Source organism: Streptomyces sp. NPDC001406 (genome assembly GCF_042895285.1).
Taxonomy (GTDB): Bacteria; Actinomycetota; Actinomycetes; order Streptomycetales; family Streptomycetaceae; genus Streptomyces.
Genome location: NZ_JBIAWG010000012.1, coordinates 340599 through 367434, shown reverse-complemented (window position 1 = coordinate 367434; position 26836 = coordinate 340599). Strand labels below are relative to the sequence as shown.

General features: G+C 71.0%; 20 protein-coding genes and 5 pseudogenes. 12 read left to right on the top strand and 13 right to left on the bottom strand.

The window, feature by feature from the left end; all coding sequences use genetic code 11:
- Positions 1-55: 55 nt before the first annotated feature.
- Positions 56-880, bottom strand: a complete 825-nt coding sequence (locus ACFY1J_RS29405) for a maleylpyruvate isomerase family mycothiol-dependent enzyme (RefSeq protein WP_390708257.1) — start codon at positions 878-880, stop codon at positions 56-58.
- A gap of 214 nt (positions 881-1094) precedes the next feature.
- On the opposite strand from ACFY1J_RS29405, the gene ACFY1J_RS29400 reads away from it, so the two are divergent.
- Positions 1095-1895 carry a carbon-nitrogen family hydrolase gene (locus tag ACFY1J_RS29400; RefSeq protein WP_390708256.1) on the top strand — a complete coding sequence of 267 codons (801 nt, stop codon included), beginning with the start codon at positions 1095-1097 and terminating at the stop codon, positions 1893-1895.
- 57 nt (positions 1896-1952) lie between these two features.
- Here ACFY1J_RS29400 and ACFY1J_RS29395 read toward each other — a convergent pair whose 3' ends face one another.
- The 3 genes and pseudogenes from ACFY1J_RS29395 to ACFY1J_RS29385 form a co-directional block, all read right to left on the bottom strand.
- The gene (locus ACFY1J_RS29395; protein ID WP_390708255.1) at positions 1953-4634 is read right to left on the bottom strand and encodes a SpoIIE family protein phosphatase; all 2682 of its coding nucleotides are present in this window, start codon (positions 4632-4634) and stop codon (positions 1953-1955) included.
- A gap of 43 nt (positions 4635-4677) precedes the next feature.
- Positions 4678-5172 (bottom strand): LURP-one-related/scramblase family protein, encoded by a 495-nt coding sequence (locus ACFY1J_RS29390; protein ID WP_390708254.1) that lies wholly within the window; start codon positions 5170-5172, stop codon positions 4678-4680.
- A 32-nt stretch (positions 5173-5204) separates the two neighbouring features.
- Positions 5205-6163, bottom strand: a pseudogene (locus ACFY1J_RS29385) (helix-turn-helix domain-containing protein).
- On the opposite strand from ACFY1J_RS29385, the pseudogene ACFY1J_RS29380 reads away from it, so the two are divergent.
- From ACFY1J_RS29380 to ACFY1J_RS29370, 3 genes and pseudogenes are all read left to right on the top strand, one after another.
- Positions 6162-6547 (top strand): annotated as a pseudogene (locus ACFY1J_RS29380) (cupin domain-containing protein). The pseudogenes ACFY1J_RS29385 and ACFY1J_RS29380 sit on opposite strands and share 2 nt — an antisense overlap.
- 148 nt (positions 6548-6695) lie before the next feature.
- Entirely contained in the window at positions 6696-7556 is an 861-nt protein-coding gene (locus ACFY1J_RS29375) for a calcium-binding protein (protein ID WP_390732276.1), read from the top strand.
- 69 nt (positions 7557-7625) lie between these two features.
- Positions 7626-9473 (top strand): thioredoxin-like domain-containing protein, encoded by a 1848-nt coding sequence (locus ACFY1J_RS29370; protein ID WP_390732275.1) that lies wholly within the window; start codon positions 7626-7628, stop codon positions 9471-9473.
- Here the strand turns inward: ACFY1J_RS29370 and ACFY1J_RS29365 are convergent.
- The 3 genes from ACFY1J_RS29365 to ACFY1J_RS29355 form a co-directional block, all read right to left on the bottom strand.
- Complete coding sequence (locus ACFY1J_RS29365) at positions 9461-9709, bottom strand: DUF6458 family protein (RefSeq protein WP_390708251.1); 249 nt, start codon at positions 9707-9709, stop codon at positions 9461-9463. The two genes, ACFY1J_RS29370 and ACFY1J_RS29365, sit on opposite strands and share 13 nt — an antisense overlap.
- Before the next feature lie 90 nt (positions 9710-9799).
- Complete coding sequence (locus ACFY1J_RS29360; protein ID WP_390708250.1) at positions 9800-11098, bottom strand: M18 family aminopeptidase; 1299 nt, start codon at positions 11096-11098, stop codon at positions 9800-9802.
- Between the two features lie 87 nt (positions 11099-11185).
- Positions 11186-13012, bottom strand: a complete 1827-nt coding sequence (locus ACFY1J_RS29355; RefSeq protein ID WP_390708249.1) for an acyl-CoA dehydrogenase — start codon at positions 13010-13012, stop codon at positions 11186-11188.
- Positions 13013-13226: 214 nt separating this feature from the next.
- On the opposite strand from ACFY1J_RS29355, the gene ACFY1J_RS29350 reads away from it, so the two are divergent.
- From ACFY1J_RS29350 to ACFY1J_RS29335, 4 genes are all read left to right on the top strand, one after another.
- On the top strand, positions 13227-13688 hold the full coding sequence (locus ACFY1J_RS29350) for an SseB family protein (protein ID WP_390708248.1): 462 nt from the start codon (positions 13227-13229) through the stop codon (positions 13686-13688).
- Between the two features lie 136 nt (positions 13689-13824).
- Positions 13825-14580 carry a hypothetical protein gene (locus ACFY1J_RS29345; RefSeq protein ID WP_390732274.1) on the top strand — a complete coding sequence of 252 codons (756 nt, stop codon included), beginning with the start codon at positions 13825-13827 and terminating at the stop codon, positions 14578-14580.
- Positions 14581-14687: 107 nt separating this feature from the next.
- Positions 14688-15665 carry a pirin family protein gene (locus ACFY1J_RS29340; RefSeq protein WP_390708246.1) on the top strand — a complete coding sequence of 326 codons (978 nt, stop codon included), beginning with the start codon at positions 14688-14690 and terminating at the stop codon, positions 15663-15665.
- Positions 15666-15785: 120 nt separating this feature from the next.
- On the top strand, positions 15786-16817 hold the full coding sequence (locus ACFY1J_RS29335) for an AI-2E family transporter (protein ID WP_390708245.1): 1032 nt from the start codon (positions 15786-15788) through the stop codon (positions 16815-16817).
- A gap of 17 nt (positions 16818-16834) precedes the next feature.
- Here the strand turns inward: ACFY1J_RS29335 and ACFY1J_RS29330 are convergent, their stop codons facing one another.
- Positions 16835-18967, bottom strand: coding sequence for a SpoIIE family protein phosphatase (locus ACFY1J_RS29330; protein WP_390732273.1), 2133 nt, complete (start codon positions 18965-18967; stop codon positions 16835-16837).
- Between the two features lie 165 nt (positions 18968-19132).
- Between ACFY1J_RS29330 and aspS the strand changes: the two genes are divergently transcribed.
- Positions 19133-20896: an aspartate--tRNA ligase gene (gene aspS, locus ACFY1J_RS29325; protein WP_390732272.1), complete on the top strand. Its 1764-nt coding sequence runs from the start codon at positions 19133-19135 to the stop codon at positions 20894-20896.
- Positions 20897-20968: 72 nt separating this feature from the next.
- Here the strand turns inward: aspS and ACFY1J_RS29320 are convergent, their stop codons facing one another.
- On the bottom strand, positions 20969-21334 hold the full coding sequence (locus tag ACFY1J_RS29320) for an FG-GAP repeat protein (protein ID WP_390708550.1): 366 nt from the start codon (positions 21332-21334) through the stop codon (positions 20969-20971).
- On the opposite strand from ACFY1J_RS29320, the pseudogene ACFY1J_RS29315 reads away from it, so the two are divergent.
- A pseudogene (locus ACFY1J_RS29315) lies at positions 21272-21682 on the top strand (dioxygenase); the annotation flags it as partial. The gene ACFY1J_RS29320 and the pseudogene ACFY1J_RS29315 sit on opposite strands and share 63 nt — an antisense overlap.
- A 25-nt stretch (positions 21683-21707) precedes the next feature.
- On the opposite strand, the gene ACFY1J_RS29310 reads toward ACFY1J_RS29315, so the two are convergent.
- Entirely contained in the window at positions 21708-22313 is a 606-nt protein-coding gene (locus ACFY1J_RS29310; protein WP_390708549.1) for a hypothetical protein, read from the bottom strand.
- Positions 22314-22543: 230 nt separating this feature from the next.
- On the opposite strand from ACFY1J_RS29310, the pseudogene ACFY1J_RS29305 reads away from it, so the two are divergent.
- Positions 22544-22963, top strand: a pseudogene (locus ACFY1J_RS29305) (pectate lyase); the annotation flags it as partial.
- A gap of 338 nt (positions 22964-23301) precedes the next feature.
- Here the strand turns inward: ACFY1J_RS29305 and ACFY1J_RS29300 are convergent.
- Both ACFY1J_RS29300 and ACFY1J_RS29295 read right to left on the bottom strand, forming a co-directional pair.
- Positions 23302-23649 carry a hypothetical protein gene (locus ACFY1J_RS29300; protein WP_390708241.1) on the bottom strand — a complete coding sequence of 116 codons (348 nt, stop codon included), beginning with the start codon at positions 23647-23649 and terminating at the stop codon, positions 23302-23304.
- An 82-nt stretch (positions 23650-23731) separates the two neighbouring features.
- Positions 23732-24580, bottom strand: a pseudogene (locus tag ACFY1J_RS29295) (helix-turn-helix domain-containing protein); the annotation flags it as partial.
- 262 nt (positions 24581-24842) lie between these two features.
- On the opposite strand from ACFY1J_RS29295, the gene ACFY1J_RS29290 reads away from it, so the two are divergent.
- The gene (locus ACFY1J_RS29290) at positions 24843-25190 is read left to right on the top strand and encodes a DoxX family protein (RefSeq protein WP_390708240.1); all 348 of its coding nucleotides are present in this window, start codon (positions 24843-24845) and stop codon (positions 25188-25190) included.
- Positions 25191-25209: 19 nt separating this feature from the next.
- Here the strand turns inward: ACFY1J_RS29290 and metG are convergent, their stop codons facing one another.
- Entirely contained in the window at positions 25210-26832 is a 1623-nt protein-coding gene (metG, locus tag ACFY1J_RS29285) for a methionine--tRNA ligase (protein ID WP_390732271.1), read from the bottom strand.
- Positions 26833-26836 lie beyond the last annotated feature (4 nt).

The following is a 26836-nucleotide window of genomic DNA, read 5'->3' as shown; positions in this document are numbered from 1 at the left end:
CAGCCCCGCCGGACGACCGCCCGGGCGGCCCTGCCGCGTGACCGCGCGGACGGCCCTACTGCGTGACCGTGAAGTTCCGCAGGACGGCCGCCGTCAGTTCCGGGTCGCCCTCCGTCTTCACCCGCTCGCCCGCCGCCTCCGGCGTCAGACGGCCGCAGGCCAGCCGGACATAGGTCTCCCAGTCCAGGGTGAAGGAGGCGGCGGGGCCGAGTGCGGGGGCCGTCTCCAGGGTGCCGCGGCCCTGGATGTCGACGCGGATGGTGCGCAGGAACTCCACGGGCCCGTACACGTCGAAGACGATCGCCGAACTGCGCGGGGCGTTCGCCCTGTCGGCGACGACGCGGGGCAGCTCGGCGAGCAGCACGTCACGGGTGATGTGTGCGCCCGGGGAGTCGAGGTTGCCCGGCTGCCCCAGGGCCGTGCGCAGATCCTGCTCGTGGACCCACACGTCGAACGCGCGGTTGCGCATGGCCTCCGCAAGAGTGATCTCGGTGCCGAGCGGGCCGCGCACCTTGTGGCCGGGTTCGCGGGACTCGTTCCGCAGCTGGCGGTTGCGGCGGATGATCGTGTACTCCAGCTCGGAGGTCATCTCCGGGGCCGTGTGATGCCGGCGGACGTCGACCTGCATCTCCATGTACCGCTGGTGTTCGTTCGTCACATGGAACAGGTCGCGCGGCAGCGCGTGGATGGGGCGCGGGTCGCCGAGCAGTTCACAGTCCATGCCGATGACATGGGACACGATGTCGCGGACCGACCATCCGGGGCATGGGGTCCGCCGGTTCCATTCACCCTCGACAAGAGGCTGCACCAGCTCGGATATCGCATCGATGGAGTGGGTCCAGGCGTCGGCGTAGGGCTGGAGGGTGGGATGCAGACTCACGGAACGGGACCCCTCGGCGGTCGGTACACGGGCAGGTTGGGCGGCGGTGCCAGGGACGTGCCTGTCGGCGGGTGTCTTGGAACTCCCCCAGGCTCTCGGCTTTGCTCGAACAGGGGGGACCCCCAAGTTACGCTGCTGTGAGGCACCCCGGCAGTGCTTTCGTGTGACGATCGTAGGCCCGTGTGGACGGCTCGAATGCCAGGACGGTGGTAGTGTGCGCGCCTCGCTGATCCAGATCGCCGTAGATGAGGGCGAATCGGTCGAATCCCGTCGGCGACGGGTCGCCGCGCTGGTACGGGACCAGGCCGACTCCGATCTCGTCGTGCTGCCCGAGCTGTGGACGACGGGCGCCTTCGCGTACGAGGAGTTCGGTCGCGAGGCCGAGCCGCTCGAAGGCCCGACGTACGAGGTGATGGCGAAGGCCGCCAGCGAGGCGGGTGTCTGGCTGCACGCGGGCTCGATCCCGGAGCGCGACCCCGACGGCCCCCTCTACAACACGTCCCTGGTCTTCTCCCCCTCCGGTGATCTGGTCGCGGCATACCGCAAGATCCACCGCTTCGGCTTCGACAAGGGCGAGGCCGTCCTGATGGGAGCGGGGCAGGATCTGGTGACGGTCCGTCTGCCCGGGACCACCCTTGGCGTGGCCACCTGTTACGACCTCCGTTTCCCCGAACTCTTCCGCGGGCTCGTCGACGCCGGCGCCGAGACGCTGGTGATCCCGGCGGGCTGGCCCGAGCGCCGGCGCGCGCACTGGACGCTGCTGGCCAAGGCGCGGGCGGTCGAGAACCAGGCGTTCGTGCTCGCGTGTGGAACGTCCGGGACCCACGGACGGGTTCCGCAGGCAGGTCACTCGATCGTGGTCGATCCCTGGGGCGACGTGCTGGCGGAGGCGGGAGCCGAGGAGCAGGTGCTCACCGTGGAGTTCGACCCGGGAAGGGTGGCGACGATCCGGGAGCAGTTCCCGGCGCTCAAGGACCGCGTCCTGGGGCTGGCGCCCCCGCGCCGCGGCCTCTAGATCGCGTAGGGAGCGCGTAGGGAGCGCGTAGGGAGCGGCCGGTGGCGGGCGGCGGCTCTACTTCTCGTCCCGCCCGGCCGGCAGCGGCTGTTCCGCCCAGACGACCTTGCCCTCGGCCGTATAGCGGGTGCCCCAGCGTTCGGCGAACTGGGCCACCAGGAACAGGCCCCGTCCGTCCTCGTCCGTGGCGGACGCGCGGCGCAGATGCGGGGCCGTGCTGCTGCCGTCGGCGACCTCGCAGATCAGGGAGCGGTCGCGGATCAGACGGACGCGGATGGGGCCGTTGGCGTGCCGGATGGCGTTGGTGACCAGCTCGCTGAGGATCAGTTCGGTCGTGAAGGCGGACTCCGCAAGGCCCCATGCCTCCAGCGTCCGCCCTGCCGAGGCACGGACCCGGCCGACGGCCGACGGTTCGGACGGCACGTCCCAGGCCGCCGTGCTGTCGGCGGCGAGCATCCGCGTACGGGCGACGACAAGGGCCACGTCGTCGCGCGGCCGCTCGGGCACCATGGCCTTCAGCACCGCCCGGCAGGTCGCCTCCGGTGTCCGGCCGGGCCGGGCCAGCGTCTGCCGCAGTAGTTCCAGCCCCTCGTCGATGTCACGGTCGTGGTCCTCGACCAGCCCGTCCGTGTACAGCACCAGCGCGCTGCCCTCGGCAAGCTTCAGCCCGGTCATCTCGAACGGGAGGCGGCTGCCCAGGCCCAGCGGAGGCCCGCCGGGGACGTCCAGGAACTCCACGCTGCCGTCGGGACTGACGACGGCGGGCTGGAGATGCCCGGCGCGGGACAGGACGCACTGGCCGGATCCGGGGTCGTAGACGGCGTACAGACAGGTGGCTCCGGTGACCGGCGGGCCCTCGTCGCCGGCGGTCCCGTCCTCGTCCTGGTCGATACGGGTCACCAGCTCGTCCAGGTGTCCCAGGAGCTCATCGGGCGGGACGTCCAGGGTGGAGAAGTTGTGCACGGCGGTCCGCAGCCGACCCATCGTGGCGGCCGCGTGCAGACCGTGGCCGACGACGTCCCCGACGACGAGCGCCACCCGGGCGCCGGGCAGCGGGATGACGTCGAACCAGTCCCCGCCGACCCCGCCCTGGGAGGCCTGCGCGGGCAGATAGCCGTAGGCCACGTCGAGGGCGTTCTGGTCGGGCAGGGCCCGGGGCAGCAGGCTGCGCTGCAGCGTCACGGCCATCGCGTGCTCGCGCGTGTAGCGGCGGGCGTTGTCGATGCTGACGGCGGCGCGCGCCACCAGCTCCTCGGCGAGGGAGACGTCGTCCTGCTCGAAGGACTTGCGCGGGCCGGAGCGCCAGAAGGTGGCCACGCCCATGATGACGCCGCGGGCGCGCAGCGGAGCGGCGATCATGGAGTGGATCCCGAACTCCACGAGCTTTTGGGCCCGCTCCGGATCCTGTACCTGCCACCCGGAGAACGCGGCCAGGTCCGCCTCCAGCACGGCCACGCCGGTGCCGAAGCCGTTGGCCTGCGGGGTGGCCGGGACGAAACGGATCAGCCGGCCGACGCCGTAGAGCGGGCTGCCCTCCCGCACCCCGCGGAACCCGACGCGCCGCATGTCCGGGGAACCGTCCCCGGGCTCCCCGCCGCGCAGGACGGGATCGGCCAGGTCGATGGTGACGAAGTCGGCGAACCGGGGCACCGCGACGTCCGCCAGCTCCTGGGCGGTGCGGGTCACGTCGAGGCGGGTGCCGACCTCCAGCCCGGCGTCATACAGCAGCTTGAGGCGCTCCTGGGCCTGGTCCGCCCGGCCGCTGAGGGCCTGCAGCTCCGTGGTGTCCCGCAGGGTCGCGACGCTGCCCGGCGGCCCGCCCTCACGGTCGGTCGGCCGCTGGCTGACGGCCAGCAACCGGCCGCGGGCCAGGTGCACCTCGTCGGTGGCGTCCCGTCCGGAGGCGAACAGGCGGGCCATGTCGCCGCCGATGTCCAGGTCGAGGGCCTGGCGTCCCTCCGCGTCCGCGGGCAGCCCGATCAGCCTGCGCGCCTCGTCGTTGGCCAGCGCCAGCCTGCCCTCGCCGTCCAGGATCAGCACGCCCTCCCGCACGGAGTGCAGGACGGCGTCGTAATGCTCGTACATCCGGGTCATCTCGGCGGGCTCCAGACCGTGCGTCTGGTTGCGCAGCCGCCTGCTGACCAGGGCGGTGCCGGCGGTGCCGGCGGCGAGGGCCACGGCCGCCGCGCCGATGAACACGGGCAGCTGGCGCGCGACGACCCCTGTCACCGCGGAGAGCCTGACCCCGGCGGCGACGAGACCGACGACCTTGCCGTGCGCGTCCTTCACGGGGACGACGGCGCGCACCGCGGGGCCCAGGGCGCCCGTGTAGGTCTCCCGGACGGTCCCGCCCTTCGCGGCGGGGCCGATCCTGCCGATGTAGTGCTTGCCGATCTGGCCGGGGTCGGGGTGCGTGTAGCGGACGCCGTTCTTGCTCATGGCCACGACAAAATCGACGCCGGATGCCTTCCGTGCCGCCTCGGCGCGCGGTTCCAGCACCGCGCTCGGGTCCGGGCCCTGCATCGCCGCCGCGATGCCCGGTGAGTGCGCGAAGGTCTGGGCGACCGCGAGCGCGCGGTTGCGGGCCTCTCGTCCACTGTCAGACCGCACCTGAAGCAGGACGGCGGCCACCGCGGCGACGACGAGGAGCACCACGATCGCCGCCTGAAGGACGAAGACCTGCTGGGCGACGGTGCGTGCGCTCAGCACCGAACGCAGGCGGCCGGGAAATCCCGCCATGCCTCTTTTCTAACACCGTTCCGCGGGCCGGACACCGCGGCCGTCAGTCTGCAGCCCGCTCCTTCTCCGCGAGGTGGATCACGCACACGGCCACCGCGATCAGCAGCGCCGGGTCCGCGTCGTCCCGTACGACGTCGACGCCGTACGTCTCCCGGACGTGCAGCCAACGCCGGGAGATCACCGCGAGGAGCTCGCCGTCGTACTCGATGGCGAACTCACGGTCGAGGATCTTGCCGCTGACGTCCAGTTCCGTGCCGTCGGCCAGGGACACGCGGTAGTGGTTGCGAAGAAGGGAGAGCCGCTTGCGCCGAATGGTCGCCAGCGGCTCGCCGGCGCGCTGGACGACCATGGTGTCGCGCAGCGAGAACACCTTCCGATGGATGTCGATCAGGACGCGCCCGTGCGTGTCCTTCAGCTCGAAGGTGTCGCGCAGCCGCATGGCCTTGCCGTCGACGAGGAAGACCTTGTCGCCGTGCTCGTCCTCGATCCAGTAGTCGTCACCGATGCCCAGGAGCCGGTCGCGTACGAGGAGTCTCATACGGTCACCGGTTCCCGGGAGCGGGCCGGTCATCACGGACGGGACCCGAAACGGCGGCGGTAGGCCGACGGGCTCAACCCCGTCTCCCGCCGCAGGCGTGCTCGCAGGTCGGCCGCCGTGCCGAGGCCGCTGCGGGGCGCGACGACGTCCAGTCGTTCCTCTCCCCGCTCGATCAGGCGGCAGGCCGGCGCGACGCGCTCCCCGGTCGGCCAGGCCAGTGGGGTGGTGCCCAGCTGGGTGCGGAAGCGGCGGTGGAGTGTGGCGGGGGAGAGCGCCGCGCGGGCCGCCAGGTCCGCCACCGTCAGCGGCTCGGCCAGCCGCTCCAGTGCCCAGGCCGGCAGCGGGCCGAGCGACTCGTCGGGGACCTCGGGGACCGGCACGCTCCACGAACTGTTGCCGGCCGCCGTCCCGGTGGGAGGCGAAGACGAGGTGCCGGGAGACCGCGTTGGCGATCTCGGCGCCGTGGTCCCGGCGCCAGATGTGCAGCCCCAGGTCGAGGGCGACGGCGCTGCCCGCGGCGGTCAGGAGGTCGCCCTCGTCCACGAAGAGCACGTCCGGCTTCAGCCGCACCTTCGGGTGCAGCTTCCGGAAGGAGTCGGCCCACAGCCTGGGGGTCCCCCCACGCCCTCAAGGCAGTGGGGGAGGGTGGTGGCCCGTCGGCCGTCGAGCAGCCCCGCCTCGGCGAGCGCGAAGCTGCCCGTGCAGAAGCTGATGCCCCGGGCGTGCGTGCGCCGGATCGCGTCCAGGACCTCGGGCCCGCGCGGTACGACGTTGTCCGGGCGGCCGTCAGCGTGAAGAAACCGTGGTTCATCCGCACGTCGGGCGTCGGCGCGCACAGCGTCACCTCGTACAGGGGCCGGGGCAGGCCCAGCTGGGGGCGCGGCAGCCCGAACAGTTCGGTGGCGACACCGACCTCGAACGGGTTCGTGCCCTGGTCGACGATCACGGCGACCCGATGGGGCCGCACCGGCTGAGAGGATCCTTGCGGCATACGCGATTTCCAGCACTCGTGCGACCGTGACGGCTTCACCGAGCGGTGGAGCCCCCGCATCGTCACCACCGTCAACGACTACGACGTACGCGTGGCGAAGGTCGAGGGCGAGCACGTCCGGCACGTACACGATCACACCGACGAGTGCTTTCTCGTCCTCGGCGGCGAGCTGCACATCGCGCTCAGGGAACCGGCCGGCGAGCGCACGGTCGTCCTCCCCACGGGCTCGGTGTTCACCGTCCCGCGCGGCACCGAGCACAAGCCCTATGCCCCGGGCCCGCCGAGATCCTGGTCTTCGAGCCCACCGGCACCCTCTCGGTGGGCGACCGGCACGACGAGGTCACCGGGCACGTGGACGCGACCACCGGACACGCCCTGTCCTGACCGGGGCGCCAAATCCTCCGGGACAGGGGGTGTCCCGCAGTTGAACTTCCGGTGCGTGCAAGGAAGTTGCCCAACCTGACGCATCGGCCCCGAGTCGAACGCTGCGTAGGTCGCCAAGATTCCGCACGTTCCTCCCGGAGGTTCCGCCATGCCCTCTCGTCCCGCCCGCCGCAGGCCGACACGCGCCCTCCCGGCGCTGACGCTGGCCCTCGGCGCCGCCCTGGCCGTCCCGTTCGCCCTGGCCGGCCCGGCCGACGCCGCGACGGCGCCGGCCACCGCCTCGGTCAACCAGTACGACTGGCAGCTCACCTACCAGGCCGCCGCCGGCCAGACGAACAAGGCCACCGTCACCGCCGCGCTCACGGCGGACCGCACGGGCATCACCTATGTGATCGACGACGTCGTCCAAATCACCGCGGGCCACGACTGCGCGTACCCCGACAGCGCGGACCACACCAAGGTCTCCTGCACCGTCACCAACGTGGACAGCCAGGACCCGTACGCCGCCCTGGTCATGAACCTCGGCGACGGCAACGACACGGTCGCGTACAAGAACTCCACCGATCAGATCTACTACTACGCCGAGATCTCCCTGGGCGCCGGCAACGACCGGCTGACCGACTCCGGCCGCCTCGACGGCGCCTACGTCTCGGGCGACGCGGGCAACGACACCATCACGGTGGGCGCCGAGGGCCTGGCCTGGGGCGGTGACGGCAGGGACACGATCTACGCGAGCGGCGGCGACAACATCGTGCAGGGCGGCAAGGGCGACGACGAGCTGCACGGCGGCGCCGGCGCCCAGTACCTGTCCGGCGACGACGGCAACGACAAGCTCTACGGCGGAACCGGAAACGACAGCCTGTACGGCGGCAAGGGCAACGACGTCCTGTACGGAAACAGCGGCAACGACAAGCTCTACGGCAACAGCGGCAACGACAAGTTGTACGGCGGCCCCGGCCGGGACACGCTGTCCGGCGGGCCCGGCAGGAACGTGGTCCACCAGGACTGACGAGGCCGCGGTGGGGGCTGGGTGCGGACGGATGTCACGGCGTGCCGCGCGAATGGCACTCTTGGACGCATGACCGATTCCGCACCCCGTCGCGCCCGTGTCCGCGCCCCCGAGCTGATCGGCAAGGGCGGCTGGCTGAACACCGGAGGCAAAGAGCTGACCCTCGCCGACCTGCGAGGTAAGTGCGTTGTTGTTGATTTCTGGACGTTCTGCTGCATCAACTGTCTGCACGTCCTCGACGAACTGCGCGAACTAGAGGAGAAGCACCGGGACACGGTCGTCATCATCGGCGTGCACTCGCCGAAGTTCGTGCACGAGGCCGAGCATCAGGCGGTCGTGGACGCGGTGGAGCGGTACGGCGTCGAGCATCCGGTGCTCGACGACCCCGAGCTCGCCACCTGGAAGCAGTACGCCGTGCGCGCCTGGCCGACGCTCGTCGTGATCGACCCCGAGGGGTACGTCGTCGCGCAGCACGCCGGCGAGGGGCATGCGCACGCCATCGAGCGGCTGGTGCGGGAACTGGAAGCCGAGCACGGGGCGAAGGGGACGCTGCGGCGCGGGGACGGGCCGTACGTGGCGCCGGAGCCGGAGCCGACCGTGCTGCGCTTCCCCGGCAAGGCGCTGCTGCTGCCGTCCGGGAACTTCCTGGTCAGCGACACCACCCGGCATCAACTGGTGGAGCTGGAGGCGGACGGGGAGACCGTCGTGCGGCGGATCGGCTCCGGTGCGCGCGGCTTCGTGGACGGTGCGGCGGGGACGGCCTCCTTCAGCGAGCCGCAGGGCCTCGCCCTCTTCGAGGACGGGGCGTCCGTGGTCGTCGCGGACACCGTCAACCACGCCCTGCGGCGACTGGACCTCGGCACGGGCGAGGTGACCACGCTCGCGGGCACCGGCCGGCAGTGGTGGCAGGGGTCGCCGACCTCGGGACCGGCCCGTGAGATCGACCTCTCCTCCCCCTGGGACGTGGCCGTCTTCGACGGGAGGGTGTGGATCGCCATGGCCGGTGTGCACCAGCTGTGGGCGTACGACCCGGTCGGGAACACCGTGGCGGTGGCGGCGGGGACCACCAATGAGGGGCTGGTCGACGGACCGGTCACGGAGGCCTGGTTCGCCCAGCCCTCCGGTCTTGCGGCGAGTGCCGACCGGCTCTGGCTGGCCGACTCCGAGACCTCCGCGCTGCGCTGGGTGGACCTCGACGGTCGGGTCCGCACCGCCGTCGGCACCGGGCTGTTCGACTTCGGCCACCGTGACGGCGCCGCGGAACAGGCGCTGCTCCAGCATCCGTTGGGGGTGACGGCGCTGCCCGACGGTTCCGTGGCCGTCGCCGACACCTACAACCACGCCCTGCGCCGCTACGACCCCGCGACCGGTGAAGTGACCACCCTGGCCACCGACTTGAGGGAGCCGAGCGATGCCGTCCTCGTCGGCGACGACATCGTGGTCGTCGAGTCGGCCCGGCACCGGCTGACCCGGCTGCGGCTCCCGGAGGAGGCGGTCCGGGTGACGGCCGTCGCCCACCGCACCCAGCGCGCGACGACCGAAGTCGCCCCGGGCAGGCTGCGGTTGGACGTGATCTTCCAGGCCCCGGCCGGCCAGAAGCTCGACACCCGGTACGGCCCCTCGACCCGCCTCCTGGTCTCCGCCACCCCGCCCGGGCTGCTGCTGAAGGGCGAGGGCGCGGACACCGACCTGTCCCGCACCCTGGAGCTCGATCCGGCGGTGGCGGAGGGAGTCCTGCACGTCTCGGCGATGGCGGCGTCGTGCGACGACGATCCCACGAACGAGTACCCCGCCTGCCATGTCCACCAGCAGGACTGGGGCGTACCGGTCCGCCTCACCGAAGGCGGTGCGGACCGTCTTCCGCTGGTCCTCGCGGGGATGGACGACGCGGGGACGGACGACGCTCAGCTGCCGTAGCCGTCGCCGTAGCCGTCACGGTGGTGGTGCCGCTCCTCCTCGACGACCGTCGTCGGGGGCGGCACCACGATCCTCCTGCGCCGGGCGATGCTGGTGAACGTGGTGACCCCGATCAGTCCGACGGCCATCAGGATGAGCCCGACCAGGTCGAGGTCGACCCCCTTCATGTGCCAGTCGGTCGCGAACGTGAGGATTGCGCCCGCGGCGATGAGGATGATGCATCCGCCTAGGCCCATGGGTGTCTCCTCCCCTTGCGATCCGGTGGTTCCGGTCGGGGGTCGGGTACCCGGGACCCCGGTGCTCATGCCCGGGGTGCAGGGGCGGGCCTACTGCTGCAGGAACGCCACCAGGGCGTTCGCCAGCAGGAACGGGTCGTTGGCGCCGCACAGTTCGCGGGCGCTGTGCATCGACAGGATCGCCGCGCCGATGTCGACGGTCCGGATGCCGTGGCGGGCCGCGGTGATCGGGCCGATGGTGGTGCCGCAGGGCATGGCGTTGTTGGAGACGAAGGTCTGGAAGGGGACGCCCGCCCGCTCGCAGGCGGCGGCGAAGACCGCGCGGCCCGAACCGTCCGTGGCATAGCGGTTGTTGACGTTCACCTTGAGGATCGGCCCGCCGTTGACTCTCGGGTGGTGCGTCGGGTCGTGCCGCTCCGCGTAGTTGGGGTGGACCGCGTGGCCCGTGTCGGAGGACAGACAGACGGTGCCGGCGAAGGAGCGGGCCCGGTCCTCGTACGACCCGCCGCGCGCGAACACCGAACGCTCCAAAACGTTGCCGAGCAGCGGCCCGTCCGCGCCGGTGTCCGACTGCGAGCCGTTCTCCTCGTGGTCGAAGGCGGCCAGCACGGGGATGTGCGGGAGGGCCTGCTCGGAGCAGGCCACGGCCGCCAGGGCCGCCGCGCCCGCGTGCACCGACAGCAGGTTGTCCATCCGGGGACCGGCGACCAGCTCCTTGTCGCGGCCCAGATAGGCGGGCGGCTCCACGGAGTGCGTCATGAGGTCCCAGCCGGCCACGTCGCCCGCAGGCAGCCCGCACTCCTCTTCGAGGAAGGCGATCAGGTCGCCGTCGCGCACATCGCCGCTCAGGCCCCAGACCGGCTGCAGATGCCGCTGCTTGTCGAGCTTGAGCCCCTCGGTCGACACCGACCGGTCCAGGTGGATGGCCAGCTGCGGCACCCGCAGCAGGGGCCGGTCCACGTTCACCAGGCGGGTCGAGCCGTCCCGCAGGGTGAGCCGCCCGGCCAGGCCCAGGTCCCGGTCGAGCCAGGAGTTGAGCAGGGGTCCGCCGTAGATCTCCACGGCGACCTGGCGCCAGCCGTGCGCCCCGCTGTCCGGCTGCGGCTTGACCCGCAGGTTCGGCGAGTCGGTGTGCGCGCCGACGATCCGGAACGGCGTGTGGGGCACGGCGCCCTCGGGGACGTACCAGGCCACGATCGCGCCGCCGCGCAGCACGAACCTGCCGCCGCTCGTCCCGTCCCACGCGTCCGTCTCCGCGACCTGCCGGAAGCCGGCCTTCTCCAGCCGCTCGGCGGTGTTCGCCACGGCGTGGTAGGGCGACGGGCTCGCCGCGAGGAAGGACATGAGGTCATCGGTGTGGCCGCGGTCGAAGCGGGCTGGTTCGCTCATGGGGTTCACCTTAACGACGGGCGAGGGCCCGCTCCCCCTTACCGGGAACGGGCCCACGCAGGAAACCTGTGGCAGTGGCGGCCGGGACTAGAAGGCCGCCTCGTCCAGCTCCATGAGGTCCAGGTCGACGCCCTCGGACACCTTGCGGGCCAGGGTGACGCCGGGCAGGACGTTGGCCGCGAAGAACTTCGCCGCCGCGATCTTGCCGGTGTAGAAGGCCTTGTCCTTGGCGGAGGCCGTCTCCAGCTTCTCGGCGGCGACCGCGGCACCCTTCAGCAGCAGGTAGCCGACGACCACGTCACCGGAGGCCAGCAGCAGGCGGGTGGTGTTCAGGCCCACCTTGTAGATGTTCTTGACGTCCTGCTCGGTGGCCGCGAGGTCGGTCAGCATCAGGCCGACGATGGCCTCCAGCTCGACGGCCGCCTTCGCGAGGTGCTCGCGGGCGCCGGCCAGCTCCTCGCCGCCGGTGCCGAGCGCGAGGAACTTCTTGATGTCCTCCGCGAGGGAGTTCAGCGCGGCGCCCTGGTTGCGGACGATCTTCCGGAAGAAGTAGTCCTGGCCCTGGATCGCGGTCGTGCCCTCGTAGAGGGTGTCGATCTTGGCGTCGCGGATGTACTGCTCGATCGGGTACTCCTGCAGGAAGCCGGAGCCGCCGAAGGTCTGCAGCGACTGGGCGAGCTGCTCGTAGCCCTTCTCGGAGCCGTAGCCCTTGACGATCGGCAGGAGCAGGTCGTTGAGCGCGTGCTCGGCCTTGGAGTCCTCGCCGTTCGCCTCCTTGACCGCGATGGCGTCCTGGACGGAGGCGGTGTAGAGGACGAGGGCGCGCATGCCCTCCGCGTACGCCTTCTGCGTCATCAGCGAGCGGCGCACGTCGGGGTGGTGCGTGATGGTGACCTTGGGCGCGGCCTTGTCCATGAAGTTGGCCAGGTCGGGACCCTGGACGCGCTCCTTGGCGTACTCAAGGGCGTTGAGGTAGCCGGTGGACAGCGTGGAGATCGCCTTCGTGCCGACCATCATGCGGGCGAACTCGATGATGCGGAACATCTGGCGGATGCCGTCGTGCTTGTCGCCGATCAGCCAGCCCTTGGCCGGGTGGCGGTCGCCGAAGGTCATCTCGCAGGTGTTGGAGGCCTTCAGGCCCATCTTGTGCTCGACGTTGGTGGCGTAGGCGCCGTTGCGCTCGCCCAGCTCGCCGGTCTCGAAGTCGAACAGGTACTTCGGGACGAGGAAGAGGGACAGGCCCTTGGTGCCGGGGCCGGCGCCCTCGGGGCGGGCGAGGACGTAGTGGAGGATGTTCTCCTCCATGTCGTGCTCACCGGACGTGATGAAGCGCTTGACGCCCTCGATGTGCCAGGAGCCGTCCTCCTGCTGGATCGCCTTGGTGCGGCCGGCGCCGACGTCGGAGCCCGCGTCGGGCTCGGTGAGCACCATGGTCGAACCCCAGGTCCGCTCCACGGCGATCTGCGCGATCTTCTTCTGTACGTCGTTGCCCTCGTCGTAGAGGATGCCGGCGAACGCCGGGCCGGAGGAGTACATCCACACGGCCGGGTTCGAGCCGAGGATCAGCTCCGCGTACGCCCAGATCAGGGACGGGGGAGCCGTCGTGCCGCCGATGCCCTCGGGCAGGCCCAGGCGCCAGTACTCGGAGTCCATGAAGGCCTTGTAGCTCTTCTTGAAGGACGCCGGGACGGGCGCGGTGTTGGTCTCCGGGTCGAAGACCGGCGGGTTGCGGTCCGCGTCCGTGAAGGACTCGGCCAGCTCGTTCTCCGCGAGGCGCGTCAGCTCCTCCAGGACGCTCTTGGCGGTGTCCGTGTCCATTTCACCGAACGGGCCGGTGCCGTACAGCTTGTCGCGCCCGAGTACTTCGAACAGGTTGAACTCGATGTCGCGTAGGTTCGACTTGTAGTGCCCCATGGGTGACGGCTCCGTATCGGACTCGGCGAGGCACTGTCTCCTCGCAACTGGTTCACGTACCAACAAGTAGCTACGATGATGCTACCCGTCGGTAATAAGAAGCAACCCCTGCCCGTCCAAGTGTGAGAAGGGTCTACATAAGAACGCTGGGGAACGGCTCAAGAAGGCTTGACGGGCCTTCGGCGACCCCGGTGGGGTCGGTAGGCTAGCGCCCATGTACGGCTACGACCAGAACGTGGGTGCGCAGTACACCACGCCGCAGCAGCAGATGCCCGGCGGGTACGGCCAGCAGGCGCCGCTCTACCCGGAGCCGTCGCCGCCGTCGCTCGCGGACGCGGTGCGTGCCTTCACCACCGGTCAGCTGGCCGCTGAGGACTTCCAGCAGGTGTTCGCCACGTCCAAGGTCTACTGCCCGCGCGGCGACAACCCGGGCTTCCTCGCCCTGCACAACACCCAGCAGCCGGTGATCCCGATGTTCACCTCGCTCAAGGAACTGCGCCGGTACGCGGGCAAGGAGTCCAAGTACTTCGTGATCACCGGCGCCGAGGTGATCGACCTGCTGCCGACCGGGTACGGCTTCGTCCTGGACATGGAGGGCGAGCACCGGATGGTCTTCGACGCGAAGGCGGTCGAGCAGATGGTGGACTTCGCGATGCGCCGGATGTACGGCGGCTGAACCGTCCCCTCCGCCCACGGGTTGGCCCTAGTGTGCCCGCGTGACCCCACCCGACACCTCGCCGCCGGCCCTGCACGGCCGGCGGCGTTCTGCTGCCCGACTCCGCCGCGGCGTACTGCTGTTGGAGTCGGGAGGAGTGCGCCGCAGGATACCCGTCGCCGCGATCGAACGCGTCGACGTGAGCGGCCGCGCAGGGCGCGAGCTGATCGTCGTCCTGACCTCGGCCCTGCCCGGCCCGGCGACCCACTGCCTCGTCTCCCGCAGCGCACCCGCCGTGCACGAGTTCGCCGAGGCGCTGCGCCGCGCGCTGCCGGTGCGGGACGCCGACGAGCCGCGCCGGGACGGGGCGGCCCGGGTGACCGTCGAGCCGGTGGAGCGCCCGGGGCCGGAACCGAGGAACGTGGCCCTCGGGGTGCTGGGTGTCCTCTATGTACTGGTCGCCGCCGCGTTGGTGGCCCGCGGCGCGGGGGAGCGGGCCACCGTCTCCTGGGCGGTGGGCGTCCCCAGTGTCCTGGCGCCCGGCGTCGCCGCCGTGGTGGCCGGCCTGCGCACGCTGCGCGACACCGTCGTGCTGCGGGCCCGGGGGATCGCGGTCGAGGGGCGGCTGGAGTTCTCCTACGACGTCGGAACCGGCGAGGACGCGGCCACGCACCACGTCTACCCCTACGTCGACGCCCGCGGTGAGCGGCGCGAGCGCAGCGGCCCGGAGGGCGGCCCGAGCGAGGTCGAGATCGTGTACGACCCCGAGGATCCGGACGGCACCACCACGGTCGGGCGGGCGACGGTGGGGCATCTGATCGGCGCCCTGAGCCTGGCGCTGGTGCTCGGGCTCCCCATGACCCTGCTCGGCCCCTCCCTGGTGGGGCCGGCGATGGCCGCCCTGTTCGACTGACCGGCACCCGGCGAGGCCCGGAGGGAATGTCCTCCGGGCTTTCTCTGTTGGGGGTGGCAGAAAGTTCAATGCTCAACTAAAGTGGGCGCACAAGGAGGTACCGACCAATGCCTGCAGTGACCGTCGAGAACCCGCTGACCCTGCCCCGTGTGGCCGCGCCGGCCGACGCCGTCGCCCGTCCCGTGCTGGCCGTGACGACCGCACCGAGCGGATTCGAGGGCGAGGGCTTCCCGGTGCGCCGGGCGTTCGCCGGGGTCAACTACCGCTACCTCGACCCGTTCATCATGATGGACCAGATGGGCGAGGTGGAGTACGCGCCGGGCGAGCCCAAGGGCACCCCGTGGCACCCGCACCGTGGCTTCGAAACCGTCACCTACATCATCGACGGCACCTTCGACCACCAGGACAGCCACGGCGGTGGCGGCACCATCACCAACGGCGACACCCAGTGGATGACCGCCGGCTCGGGCCTGCTCCACATCGAGGCCCCGCCGGAGTCCCTGGTCATGTCCGGCGGTCTCTTCCACGGCCTGCAGCTGTGGGTGAACCTCCCGGCCAAGGACAAGATGATGGCCCCCCGCTACCAGGACATCCGCGGCGGCAACGTCCAGCTGCTCACCTCCCCCGACGGCGGCGCGCTGCTCCGCGTCATCGCCGGTGAGCTGGACGGCCACACCGGTCCCGGTATCACCCACACCCCGATCACGATGATCCACGCGACCCTCGCCGCGGGCGCGGAGATCACCCTGCCCTGGCGCGAGGACTTCAACGCCCTCGCGTACGTCCTGGCCGGGCGCGGCTCCGTCGGTGACGACCGCCGTCCGGTCCAGCTGGGCCAGACCGCCGTCTTCGGCAACGGCTCCTCGCTGACCGTCCGCGCGGACGAGAAGCAGGACTCCCACACACCGGACCTGGAGATCGTCCTGCTCGGCGGGCAGCCCATCCGCGAGCCCATGGCCCACTACGGCCCCTTCGTCATGAACACCCGTGAGGAACTCCAGCAGGCCTTCGAGGACTTCCAGAAGGGCCGGCTCGGAACGATCCCGGCCGTCCACGGCATGACCGAGAGCGGACCGCAGGCCTGAGCCCGAGTCCGGCGAAAGCCCCGTCCGTCAACGGCGCCGGACGGGGCTTTCGCCGTACCGCGTCACCCGGCCGGGCCCGAGCGCAGGACAGCCCGGCCGCGCGCATGATCGGCTGGGTGCGTGCAGCTTCTGCCCGACCCCGTCCGCCGACTCGCCGCCTGGTGCGTGGTGATCCTGCTCGTCTCCGGGGTCGGGTACGTCGGGGTCCGGCTGTGCACCACGTTCCGTACGACCGTCACGCCCGTGCTGCTCGCGCTGCTCGGGACCGCGCTGCTCGGGCCGCTGTACCGGCGGCTCGTCCGGGCCGGGGTGCAGCGCTCGCTGGCCGCCGGGCTCACCTGTGTCGCGGTCGTGGCCGTCATCGGCGGGGCCGTCTACATCGTGGTCGCCGCGCTGATCGACACCGGGGGCCAGATCATCTCCTCGCTGCGGGCCGCCGCGAGATCCGTCGCCGAGCACTTCGGGGCCGCCGGGACCTCGCTGGACGACCTCGCCGAGAACGCCAAGAACCTGCTGGCCAAGTTCGGCGGGACGGCCGCCTCCAACGTCATCAGCGGGGTCAGCGTGGTCGGCGAGAGCATCGCCATGGCCGTACTGGCGCTGCTGCTCGTCTTCTTCTTCCTGCGCGACTCCCACCGGGCCGCCGAGAGCCTGCGGTCCCTCGCCCCGCGCGGCACCGGCGACACCCTGGAGGCCATGGCGCGGCGGGCCTTCGCGGCCGTCGAGGGGTTCATGCGCGGCACCACCGTCATCGCGCTCATCGACGCCACCTGCATCACCATCGGGCTGCTGATCCTTCAGGTGCCGGGCGCGCCGGGCCTCGGCGCGCTCGTCTTCGTCGGCGCCTACATCCCCTACCTCGGCGCCTTTCTCTCCGGCGCGGTGGCCGTGCTGGTCGCGCTTGCCGACCGGGGGTTCGTGATCGCGCTGTGGGCCCTCGGGGTGGTCGTCGCGGTGCAGGTGCTGGAGGGTCATGTGCTCCAGCCGGTGATCCAGAGCCGGACCGTGCAGATGCATCCCGCGGTGGTGATGCTGGCGATCACGGCCGGGGCGTCCGTCGCGGGCATCGTCGGAATGCTGCTGGCCGTACCGCTCACCGCGGCCGCCTTCGGGGTCGTGCACGAGCTGCGGAGCCGGTACGCCACCAAGTAGCCACCGTTCCGACCGGGTCACCGCTTCTCGTACAGCTCGAACCAGATGCTCTTCCCCTCGCCCCGCGGATCCACCCCCCACGCGTCCGCGAGCAGTTCCATCAGCACCAGACCGCGCCCGGAGGAGGCCAGCTCCCCGGGGCTTCGCTTGTGCGGGAGGTCGTCCCCGGCGTCGGTGACCTCGGCCCGCAGCCGCCGCTCGCCCGTCTCCCCGGTGACCTCGGCGAGCAGCAGGGCGTCGGCGTCGGTGTGCACGAGGACGTTGGTGAGCATCTCCGACACCAGCAGCACCGCGGTGTCCACCTGCTCGTCGGAGGTCCAGTCGTGCAGCAGCCCGCGCACATGCTCGCGGGCCTCGGCGATCCGCTCCGGCTCGTCCTGCGCCACCGACAGCAGGGTGCGCCGGACCGTGGGCCCGACGAGCATCGTGGCGCCGTAGCCCTCGCCCTCCCCCGGCCTGCCCAGCAGCAGCACGGCTATGTCGTCCTCGCGCCGGTCGGCCAGCGGCCCCGGCGTCTGGTGCGAGGACGGTCCGTGCACCGCCTGCACCAGGGCGTCCGCGAGCGACTCCAGGCCGCCCTCGTGGTCCTCCAGTACGGCGCGGAGGCGGTGCCAGCCGCTCTCCAGGTCATGACCGCCGGTCTCGATCAGCCCGTCGGTGCAGATCATCATGGTCTCGCCGGGCTCCAGCGCGAACCGGGTCGTCGGGTAGTCGGCGTCCGGGTCGATGCCCAGCGGCAGACCGCCCGCCGTCGGCCGCATCATCACCGTGCCGTCCGCCATCCGGATCGCCGGGTCCGGATGCCCGGCGCGAGCGATCTCCAGGACGCCGGACACCGGGTCGACCTCCGCATAGAGGCAGGTCGCGAAGCGCGGGTCGGCGTCGTCACCGGTGCTGTCGTCGACACCGTGCAGAGCGCCGTCGTTGACGCCGTGCAGAAAGCGGGAGGCCCGGGAGAGGACTGCGTCGGGGCGGTGGCCCTCGGAGGCATAGGCGCGCAGGGCGATCCGCAGCTGGCCCATCAGACCGGCGGCCCGCACGTCATGTCCCTGGACGTCACCGATGACCAGCGCGAACCGGCTGCCGGGCAGCGGGATCATGTCGTACCAGTCGCCGCCGACCTGGAGCCCGCCGCCGGTGGGGATGTAGCGGGCGGCCACGCCCATGCCGGGGACCTCGGGGCCCAGCGTGGGCAGCATGGAGCGTTGCAGCCCGTCGGTCAGTTCACGCTGGGACTCGGCGGCCCCGGCCCGGGACAGGGCCTGGGCGAGCATGCGGGCCACCGTCGTGAGCACCGACCGCTCGTCCGGGGTGAAGGCGACCGGATAGGCGAAGGCCGCCAGCCAGGCGCCCATCGTGCGGCCGGCCGCCGTCAGCGGCAGGAACGCCCAGGACTGCCGGCCGACGTGCCGGGCGAGCGGCCAGGTCACCGGGTAGCGGGTCTTGTACTGCTCGGGGGAGGACAGATAGACCGCACGGCCGGTCCGGACCACCTCGGCGGCCGGGTAGTCCGTCTCCAGCGGCATATCGGTGAAGGGAGCCTCGTCGCCGGGCTGATGCCCGTGATGGCCGATGACCGTCAGCCGGTCGCCCTGCACCCCGAAGACGGCCAGCCCGTCCGGCGAGAACCCCGGCATCGACAGCCCCGCCGCGACCCGCAGCACCTCCGACGTGGACCGAGCCTCGGCCAGCGCCCGGCCCGCGTCCAGCAGGAACGCCTCCCGGGAGCGGCGCCAGTCACCGGTGACGGGGGTCTGCGCCGCGGTGCCCGGCGTCGGTTCGGTGACCTCCTGCAGGGTGCCCGTCACCCGGTACACGCGCTCCCCCCGGTCGTACACCGGTCTGAAGCGGCTGCGTACCGTGCGTACGATGCGGCCCTGCTCGTCCATGATCCGCAGCCGCACCTCGGCCAGCGTGCCCTCGTCGGAGGCGAGCCGGATGATGCTGGTGTTCTCGTTCCAGTCGACGGGATGGAAGCGGGCGCGCGCCCGGGCCTCGGTGAGGGTGGTCGTCTCGCCGGGCAGTCCGAGCAGCCGAGCGGTCTCCGCGTCGATGGTGACCAGCCCGGTGGCGGTGTTCCAGTGCCACACCCCGGTCGCGAGGGAGGAGAGAACGTCCCCGACGGCGGGCAGGGGCTCGCCAGTGCGCATTGCCCCACTTTAAGAAGATGCGATCGAAGAGTGCCACTGCTCCCTGCTGCGGCAATGGTGGGAGGCGATCTTCGGGTGCCCGGTACGCTGGTCTGTGTTTCACGTGAAACAACCTGAAGCACTGCCCCACCCAGACCCCGATCCGCGAAGACTGGATGAACGACGATGCATCGGTACAGGTCCCACACCTGCGGCGAGCTCCGCGCCTCTGACGTCGAGACCGACGTCCGGCTGAGTGGCTGGCTGCACAATCGGCGCGACCTGGGCGGCATCCTCTTCATCGATCTGCGCGACCACTACGGCATCACGCAGCTCGTCGCCCGCCCCGGCACGGCCGCGTACGAGGCCCTGGACAAGCTGTCCAAGGAGACGGTGGTCCGCGCCGACGGCAAGGTCGTCTCGCGAGGCACCGAGAACGTGAACCCGGACCTGCCGACGGGCGAGATCGAGATCGAGGTCGGCGAGGTCGAGGTGCTCGGCGCCGCCGCCCCGCTGCCCTTCACGATCAACGCCGAGGACGGGGTCAACGAGGAGCGGCGCCTGGAGTACCGCTTCCTGGACCTGCGCCGCGAGCGCATGCACCGCAACATCATGCTGCGTACGGCGGTGATCTCCGCGATCCGTCACAAGATGACGGCGCTCGGCTTCAACGAGATGGCGACGCCGATCCTGTCCGCCACCTCCCCCGAGGGCGCCCGTGACTTCGTGGTCCCCTCCCGTCTGAACCCGGGCAAGTTCTACGCCCTGCCGCAGGCCCCGCAGCAGTTCAAGCAGCTGCTGATGATCTCCGGCTTCGACCGCTACTTCCAGATCGCGCCCTGCTTCCGTGACGAGGACGCCCGCGCGGACCGCTCGCCGGGCGAGTTCTACCAGCTCGACATCGAGATGTCCTTCGTCGAGCAGGAGGACGTCTTCCAGCCCGTCGAGAAGCTCATGACGGAGCTCTTCGAAGAGTTCGGCAACGGCCGCCACGTCACCTCGCCCTTCCCGCGGATCCCGTTCCGCGAGGCGATGCTCAAGTACGGCTCCGACAAGCCGGATCTGCGCGCCCAGCTGGAGCTGGTGGACATCACGGATGTCTTCGAGGGCTCCGAGTTCAAGGCGTTCGCCGGCAAGCACGTGCGGGCGCTGCCGGTGCCGGCCGTCCAGGACCAGCCCCGCAAGTTCTTCGACCAGCTGGGCGACTTCGCGGTGTCGCTGGGCGCCAAGGGTCTGGCATGGGTCCGGGTCGCCGAGGACGGCTCGCTGACGGGCCCGATCGCGAAGTTCCTGACGGAGGAGAACGTCAAGGTCCTCACCGAGCGCCTCGGCCTGGTGGCCGGTCACGCCGTCTTCTTCGGCGCGGGCGAGTTCGACGAGGTCTCGAAGGTCATGGGCGCGGTGCGGGTCGAGGCCGCCAAGCGGGCCGGCCACTTCGAGGAGGGCGTCTTCCGCTTCTGCTGGATCGTCGACTTCCCGATGTACGAGAAGGACGAGAACACCGGCGCGATCGACTTCTCGCACAACCCCTTCTCCATGCCGCAGGGCGGCCTGGAGGCCCTGGAGAACCAGGACCCGCTGGACATCCTGGGCTGGCAGTACGACATCGTCTGCAACGGCGTCGAGCTGTCCTCCGGTGCCATCCGGAACCACGAGCCGGAGATCATGCTCAAGGCCTTCGAGATCGCGGGCTACGACCGGGAGACCGTCGAGGAGAAGTTCGCGGGCATGCTCCGCGCCTTCCGCTTCGGTGCCCCGCCGCACGGCGGCATCGCGCCGGGCGTCGACCGCATCGTCATGCTGCTGGCCGACGAGCCGAACATCCGCGAGACCATCGCCTTCCCGCTCAACGGCAACGCCCAGGACCTGATGATGGGCGCGCCGACGGAGCTGGAGGAGGCACGGCTGAAGGAACTGCACCTGTCGGTGCGCAAGCCGCAGCCGAAGTAGGCACCAGGACGTCCCGAGGGGCCGGAAACCGACACGGTTTCCGGCCCCTCGGCCGTACGCCCCTGCGGTGCTCTAGATCACCCAGAGCAGGCCGTTGCCGCCCAGCAGTGTGCCGTTCTGCTGGGTGAGGTTGACCGAGGCTGCCGTGAAGACGTGGCTGCCCCTGGCCTTCGGGCCCGTGGCGGAGCCGGGGAGGACCCAGACGGCGCCGGTGGAGTTGTTCTCGCCGGCCGCGCCGACGAACAGTTCGGGCTTGCCGTCGCCGTTGATGTCCCCGGCGGAGACGGTCGTACCGAAGAAGTCGTCGACCTCGTTGCCGCCCTGGATGCCCGCCGCGTACTGGTTGAACGCGTACGAACCGGCGCCCAGCGCGCCCGATACGGCCGGGTGGAGTTCCGGACGGTCTTCCCGGGCTGGTACCGGGGCCGCTGTGTCCACATCCACGTCAAGGTGCACGTGGACGGCGAGTGGACGGACGCGGGCTACGAGGGCGGGCACACCTGCCACACGGGCCAGTTCTTCTTCGCGGAGGAGGCGGTGCTCGCCACGGCGACCGTGGACCCGTACGCCACGAACACCGCCGAACGCACCACCCTCACCGAGGACACCATCTACGACCAGAGCGGCACCCAGGGCGGCCTCCTGAAGCTCCGCTACCACAAGGACCACATCGCCCGGGGCGTCCGGGGCTCGATCACCGTGGCCGTGGACCCGGCGGCGACCCATGACGGCCAGGACGCTCCCCGGCCCAGCACGTCGGAGACGCCGTCGGCGTCGGCGTCGTAATTCCGGACGAGGGGGCGTCCCCGGATCAGTCGTCCGGGGACGCCCCCTCCTCCAGCAGCCGCTCGGCGATGTCCGTCGACCAGGCCTGGGCCCAGGCGCGCAGGACGGTGATCTCGTCGTCCGCCAGGCCGTAGGCCGTGAAGGCCGTGTCCGGGTAGTAGTCCGTGCCCTCCAGGCGGGTCCGGAGGGTGGGGAGGTCGAACTCGTCGCGGACGTGGCGGCGGGCCAGCTCCTCCAGGTCGGGGAGGGAGAAACGGGACGCCGCCGCCCGCGCGTCGATCAGGTCGACCGCCAGGCCCCGGTCGTACAGGGCCCGGATCTTGGTGCCCACCGCGTCCTCCGGACAGAGCGTCGGGCCGTACGAGGTCAGGACGGGCGGGCTCCAGAAGGTCTCCTTGTGGAGGCCGAGGGGGACGGCCGTGCCGGTCGGCGGATCCGTGACCGTCAGATGGGCGGAGAGGGGATCCACGTCCTGGACGGTCGTCTCACGGCCCCTGGAGACGAGCGCGTCGTGCAGCGCGGCCGCGATGCGGGGCATCGGCTCGGCGCTCTCCGTCGCGAAGTCGACGTTCGCGTGCGCGCGTTCGAGCAGGCCGTGGGCCTGAAGGGCGTATCCGCCGGCCAGGGCCATACGGGCGGCCACGGCCGGGACGTCGGCGAGAAGACGCCGATGGGGTTCGGGGAGGTGTGCGGCAAGGGATGCGGGGAGGTTCACTCGGTGGCCCGGGGGAGGTGCGGTCGTAGGGCAGGAGCCTAGTGGCCGGGCGCGGTGCCCGATCTGCGACGAGGCCGTGCGGTCGCGGCAACCTTTGTGGGCGGGGCGGCAACTGGGGAGGCGTAAGCCCCCTCGCCGGGGGCTTCCACCACAACGTGTGGAAGGGCATCGTCCAGCGTGCCCCGCTGACCCGCATCGGCCAGGTCCACATCTACAACAACCTCTACGACACGACCACCCTCAACGGGTACGTCCTGCAGTACAGCATCAACTCCCGCGCCAAGGCCCAGGTCGTCGCGCAGAACAACTACTGGAAGGTCGCCTCCGGCCAGAAGCTCTCCAAGCTCCTCAGCGGCGACGGCACCGGCTCGGTCGCGGGCAGCGGCAACCTCGTCAACGGCACGACGACCGACCTGGTCGCCGCGTACAACGCCACGACGTCGAAGAAGCTCAGGACGACGGTGAACCGGACACCGACCCTCACGGCCGGCCTGGAGACCTCCGCGAAGAACCTCCCGACGGAACTGGCGACGACGACCGGCGCCGGGGTTCTGTCCGGCGGCTGAGCGATCAGGGCCGGGGGAAGCGGTGACGCAAGCAACAGGCCCTTCCCCCGGGCTCGTGGCCGCATCCGACAGGCGCCTGCGACGGTTCAGAATCCCAGGTAGGTGATCTGAACGACGTAGACGCGCTCGCTGCGCACGACGACCTGATACGTGAACATTGCCAGGGACGATGACGTCGCCGCCCTTCGGGTCGCTGCCTTGGTGGGCCTCGCCGTGCACATGGGCGGCTTCGGCTGCTCTGACCAGCTCTTCCGCCTTGTTTTCCACCCTCGCGAGGAAGTCGGCGGGAGCGGTGCGCGCGGCTTCCTCCGCACCGAAGGCGTACTCCCACTTCCAGCTCAACCGCGTACTGCCTTCATGGCTTCGTCCAGGACAGCGCTCAGCTGCCGCAGAGCTTCCTGAGCGGTGGCAGGGTCCTCGTGTTCCAGCGTTCTCTGCGCCCGAGCGAAGCGGGAGGACAGGTCGGGACGGCGGGCGATCTCGATATCCCTGGCCCAGATGAGGACCCAGCTCCGCACGGGGCTCAGAGACTCCCACTCGACGGCTTTGGCAAAGGCGTCGTCCTTCGTGGCCTGCATCTCGTCCAGGCGCCCTGGGGCGACGACGGCGAGGGCCGCACGGAGGGCGTCAGGGGTCTGCTCGGGGCGGGGGATCAGCTCGCGTCCGTGGTCGGCCAGTGTGCTCATGGTGTCCTCCAGGAGTGCCCCAGCCAGGGTATCCGGCCGGGCTTGGAGTGAAGGAAACTCCTGCGTCGTCACGCTCATGCTGGGCGGCCTCCATCAGGTCGGATCGGCAGTCGCGGCAGCGGCCGGGGGTGGGGGAGCGGAAGCCGCGGTCGCAGCCGTCACAGTTCTGGATCGGGTGCCGTGGGTCCGGGGGCGGCGGGGCCGGGGCCCGGAACGGTGGTGGGGGCGGGAGCTGGGCGGCCAGGCGGTGGGCCAGGAGGGTGGCCGGGCGGCGCAGGGGGTCCTGGGGGAGGTCCCCGGTCAGGGCGTGGCGTACGGCGGTGGGGGTGACGTCGCGCTCCAGCCAGGCGGCGACGCCTGGGGCGAGGTGTTCGGCGTCGGTGGCGGAGAGGACGAGGCGGGGGTCCGTGCGGCGGAGGCCGGCGAGGAGGTCGGTGGCCGTGCGGATGAGGGTGGGGCTGGGGTGTGCGGGTCGGGGTACGGCGGGGAGGAGCTTGCGGGGTGGGGGCTTGTCGGCGTCCGTGCGGCGGGTGGGCCTGCTGGGGGTGTCGGCCGCGGTGGTGTGGTGTCCGGGCCTGTTGCAGTCCGTGCGGGTGACGATCCGTCCGGCGGGGGTGCGTTCGCGGGTGCGGCGGAGGTAGCCGTGGGCTTCGAGTTCGCGCAGCGCGGTGGCGATACGGGTCGGACCCTCTGGGAAGCGCGCGGTGAGGGACTTGATGTCGATGGCGGCGCCGGTGGGGAGCGACTGGATGTGGCAGGCCAGTCCGATGGCCAGCAGGGACAGCTCCCGGTGCTGGGTGAGGTGGTTGCCGATCACCGTGAAGTGGGTGGTGTGGCGGGCGTTGTCGTGGATGACGCCGCCGGGGTGCGCCTGCCGGTCCCGGAGAGGGTGGTTGCTTGCGCTGAGCGTAGGGCAGGCAACCGGGCCCAAATCCAGCCGAGTTGGGCATATTCACTCGCGGGAGTGAGTTTGCGCGGCGGGCGGTAGGGGTGGGGCTTGGTGAGGTTTCTTTCTCCCCGGGGTTCTTGGAGAAGAGGGCTGGTCGCACCGGAGCGTGGTTCTTCATGATCCGGTGCGGAGGAGGTCGAGTTCGGCCCGGACAGTACTGCGAAGTTTTTTGCGTGGGCTGTCACACGTGTGGGTTTGCGGTCGTCAGAGGGGTGTCCGGTGTTGATTTCGAGCGGAGCTTCTCATGCGTATCGCCTATGTCGTCGTCACCGTCCTCGCCGCTCTGATGTCCGGCTTCTCGGGTGCCGTCCTGCTGCTGCGGGCCCAGTGGATCGTCAAGCTGCTTGAGGACTACCGGGTGCCCCGGTCGTGGTGGACCCTGCTCGGGCTGGCCAAGGCCGCCGGGGCCGTGGGGCTGCTGGTCGGGCTGTTCGTGCCGGTGGTCGGGGTCGCGGCGGGGGTGGGGCTGGTGCTCTACTTCGCCGGGGCCGTCGTCACCGTGGCACGGGCGCGCTGTTACTCGCACATCCCGTTCCCGCTCGTCTACGCGGCCCCGGTCATCGGTGCGCTTGTTCTTGGTGCCTCGGTCTGAGGGGAGAAGCCGGGCGGATTCAGCTGATTTGTACGCCCGGCTGCTCCTCCAGGCGTGGGAAGAGGGCCGGGCCCTTGGTCAGCGTCGAGGCGGCCGGGAGTCTGCCCCAGTCTCCGGCCTGCTGGATCCGCTGGTCCGACAGGGGGCCCAGGGAGGGCTCCGCGCCCAGGGAGTCCCAGAGCTTTCCGGAGGTCTCCGGCATGACCGGGGCGAGGAGGACGGCGACCGCGCGCAGGGACTCCGCCGCCGTGTAGAGGATGGTGGCCAGTCGGGCACGGCCCTCGGCCGAGCCGTCCTTGGCCACCTTCCACGGCTCCTGCTCCGTGAGATAGCCGTTGACCTGCTTGATGAAGTCGAAGACGGCCAGGATGCCGCCCTGGAAGTCCAGTTCGTCGCCGATACGGCGGTCGGACTCGGCGGCCGCCCTCGCGAGGCCCTCGTGGACCGCCCGCTCCGCCGCGCCGTCCGCCGTGGCCCCGGGCAGCGTGCCGTCGAAGTACTTGCCGACCATGGCCGCCACGCGGGAGGCGAGGTTGCCGTAGCCGTTCGCCAGCTCGCTCGTGTACCGGGCGGAGAAGTCCTCCCAGGAGAAGGAGCCGTCCTGGCCGAAGGCGATGGCCCGCAGGAAGTACCAGCGGTACGCGTCCACGCCGAAGTGGGACGTGAGGTCCTGCGGCCTGATGCCGGTCAGGTTGGACTTGGACATCTTCTCGCCGCCGACCATCAGCCAGCCGTTCGCCGCGACCCTGGCGGGCAGCGGCAGGCCCTGTGCCATCAGCATCGCCGGCCAGATGACCGCGTGGAAGCGGAGGATGTCCTTGCCGACCAGGTGCACATCGGCCGGGAAGGTCGACTCGAACTTCTCCCGGTTCTCGTTGTAGCCGACCGCCGTGGCGTAGTTCAGGAGCGCGTCGACCCATACGTAGATCACGTGCTTGTCGTCCCACGGCACCGGGACGCCCCAGTCGAAGGTCGAGCGGGAGATGGAGAGGTCCTGCAGACCGCCCCGGACGAAGTTCACGACCTCGTTGCGCGCCGACTCGGGCTGGATGAAGCCCGGGTTGGCCGCGTAGTGGGCGAGGAGCCTGTCGCCGTACTCGCTCAGCCGGAAGAAGTAGTTCTCCTCGCTGAGGATCTCCACCGGCTTGCGGTGGATCGGGCACAGCTTGCGGCCCGCGAACTCGCCCTCGCCGTCGATCAGTTCGCCCGGGAGCTTGTACTCCTCGCAGCCCACGCAGTACGGCCCCTCGTAGCCGCCCTTGTAGATCTCGCCCTTGTCGTACAGGTCCTGCACGAACTCCTGGACGCGGTCGGTGTGGCGCTTCTGCGTGGTGCGGATGAAGTCGTCGTTGGCGATCTCCAGGTGCTCCCACAGGGGCTGCCAGGACTCCGTGACCAGCCGGTCCGCCCACGCCCCGGGCGTCGTGCCGTTCGCCTCGGCCGTGCGCAGGACCTTCTGGCCGTGCTCGTCGGTGCCGGTGAGGAACCAGACGCGCTCGCCGCGCCCGCGGTGCCAGCGGGCGAGCACGTCCGCCGCGACCGTGGTGTAGGCATGGCCCAGGTGCGGCGCGTCGTTGACGTAGTAGATGGGGGTGGTGACGTAGTACGACGACGGGTTCCGGGTCGGGTTCCGGGTCGTCACGGCG

Coding starts and splice junctions, on each gene's coding strand:
- ACFY1J_RS29395 (WP_390708255.1), bottom strand. CDS start 4,634: ATGGCGGGATTTCCCGGCCGCCTGCGTTCGGTGCTGAGCGCACGCACC.
- ACFY1J_RS29390 (WP_390708254.1), bottom strand. CDS start 5,172: ATGAGACTCCTCGTACGCGACCGGCTCCTGGGCATCGGTGACGACTAC.
- ACFY1J_RS29375 (WP_390732276.1), top strand. CDS start 6,696: ATGCCCTCTCGTCCCGCCCGCCGCAGGCCGACACGCGCCCTCCCGGCG.
- ACFY1J_RS29370 (WP_390732275.1), top strand. CDS start 7,626: ATGACCGATTCCGCACCCCGTCGCGCCCGTGTCCGCGCCCCCGAGCTG.
- ACFY1J_RS29365 (WP_390708251.1), bottom strand. CDS start 9,709: ATGGGCCTAGGCGGATGCATCATCCTCATCGCCGCGGGCGCAATCCTC.
- ACFY1J_RS29360 (WP_390708250.1), bottom strand. CDS start 11,098: ATGAGCGAACCAGCCCGCTTCGACCGCGGCCACACCGATGACCTCATG.
- ACFY1J_RS29355 (WP_390708249.1), bottom strand. CDS start 13,012: ATGGGGCACTACAAGTCGAACCTACGCGACATCGAGTTCAACCTGTTC.
- ACFY1J_RS29350 (WP_390708248.1), top strand. CDS start 13,227: ATGTACGGCTACGACCAGAACGTGGGTGCGCAGTACACCACGCCGCAG.
- ACFY1J_RS29340 (WP_390708246.1), top strand. CDS start 14,688: ATGCCTGCAGTGACCGTCGAGAACCCGCTGACCCTGCCCCGTGTGGCC.
- ACFY1J_RS29330 (WP_390732273.1), bottom strand. CDS start 18,967: ATGCGCACTGGCGAGCCCCTGCCCGCCGTCGGGGACGTTCTCTCCTCC.
- aspS (WP_390732272.1), top strand. CDS start 19,133: ATGCATCGGTACAGGTCCCACACCTGCGGCGAGCTCCGCGCCTCTGAC.
- ACFY1J_RS29310 (WP_390708549.1), bottom strand. CDS start 22,313: ATGGCCCTGGCCGGCGGATACGCCCTTCAGGCCCACGGCCTGCTCGAA.
- ACFY1J_RS29300 (WP_390708241.1), bottom strand. CDS start 23,649: ATGAGCACACTGGCCGACCACGGACGCGAGCTGATCCCCCGCCCCGAG.
- ACFY1J_RS29290 (WP_390708240.1), top strand. CDS start 24,843: ATGCGTATCGCCTATGTCGTCGTCACCGTCCTCGCCGCTCTGATGTCC.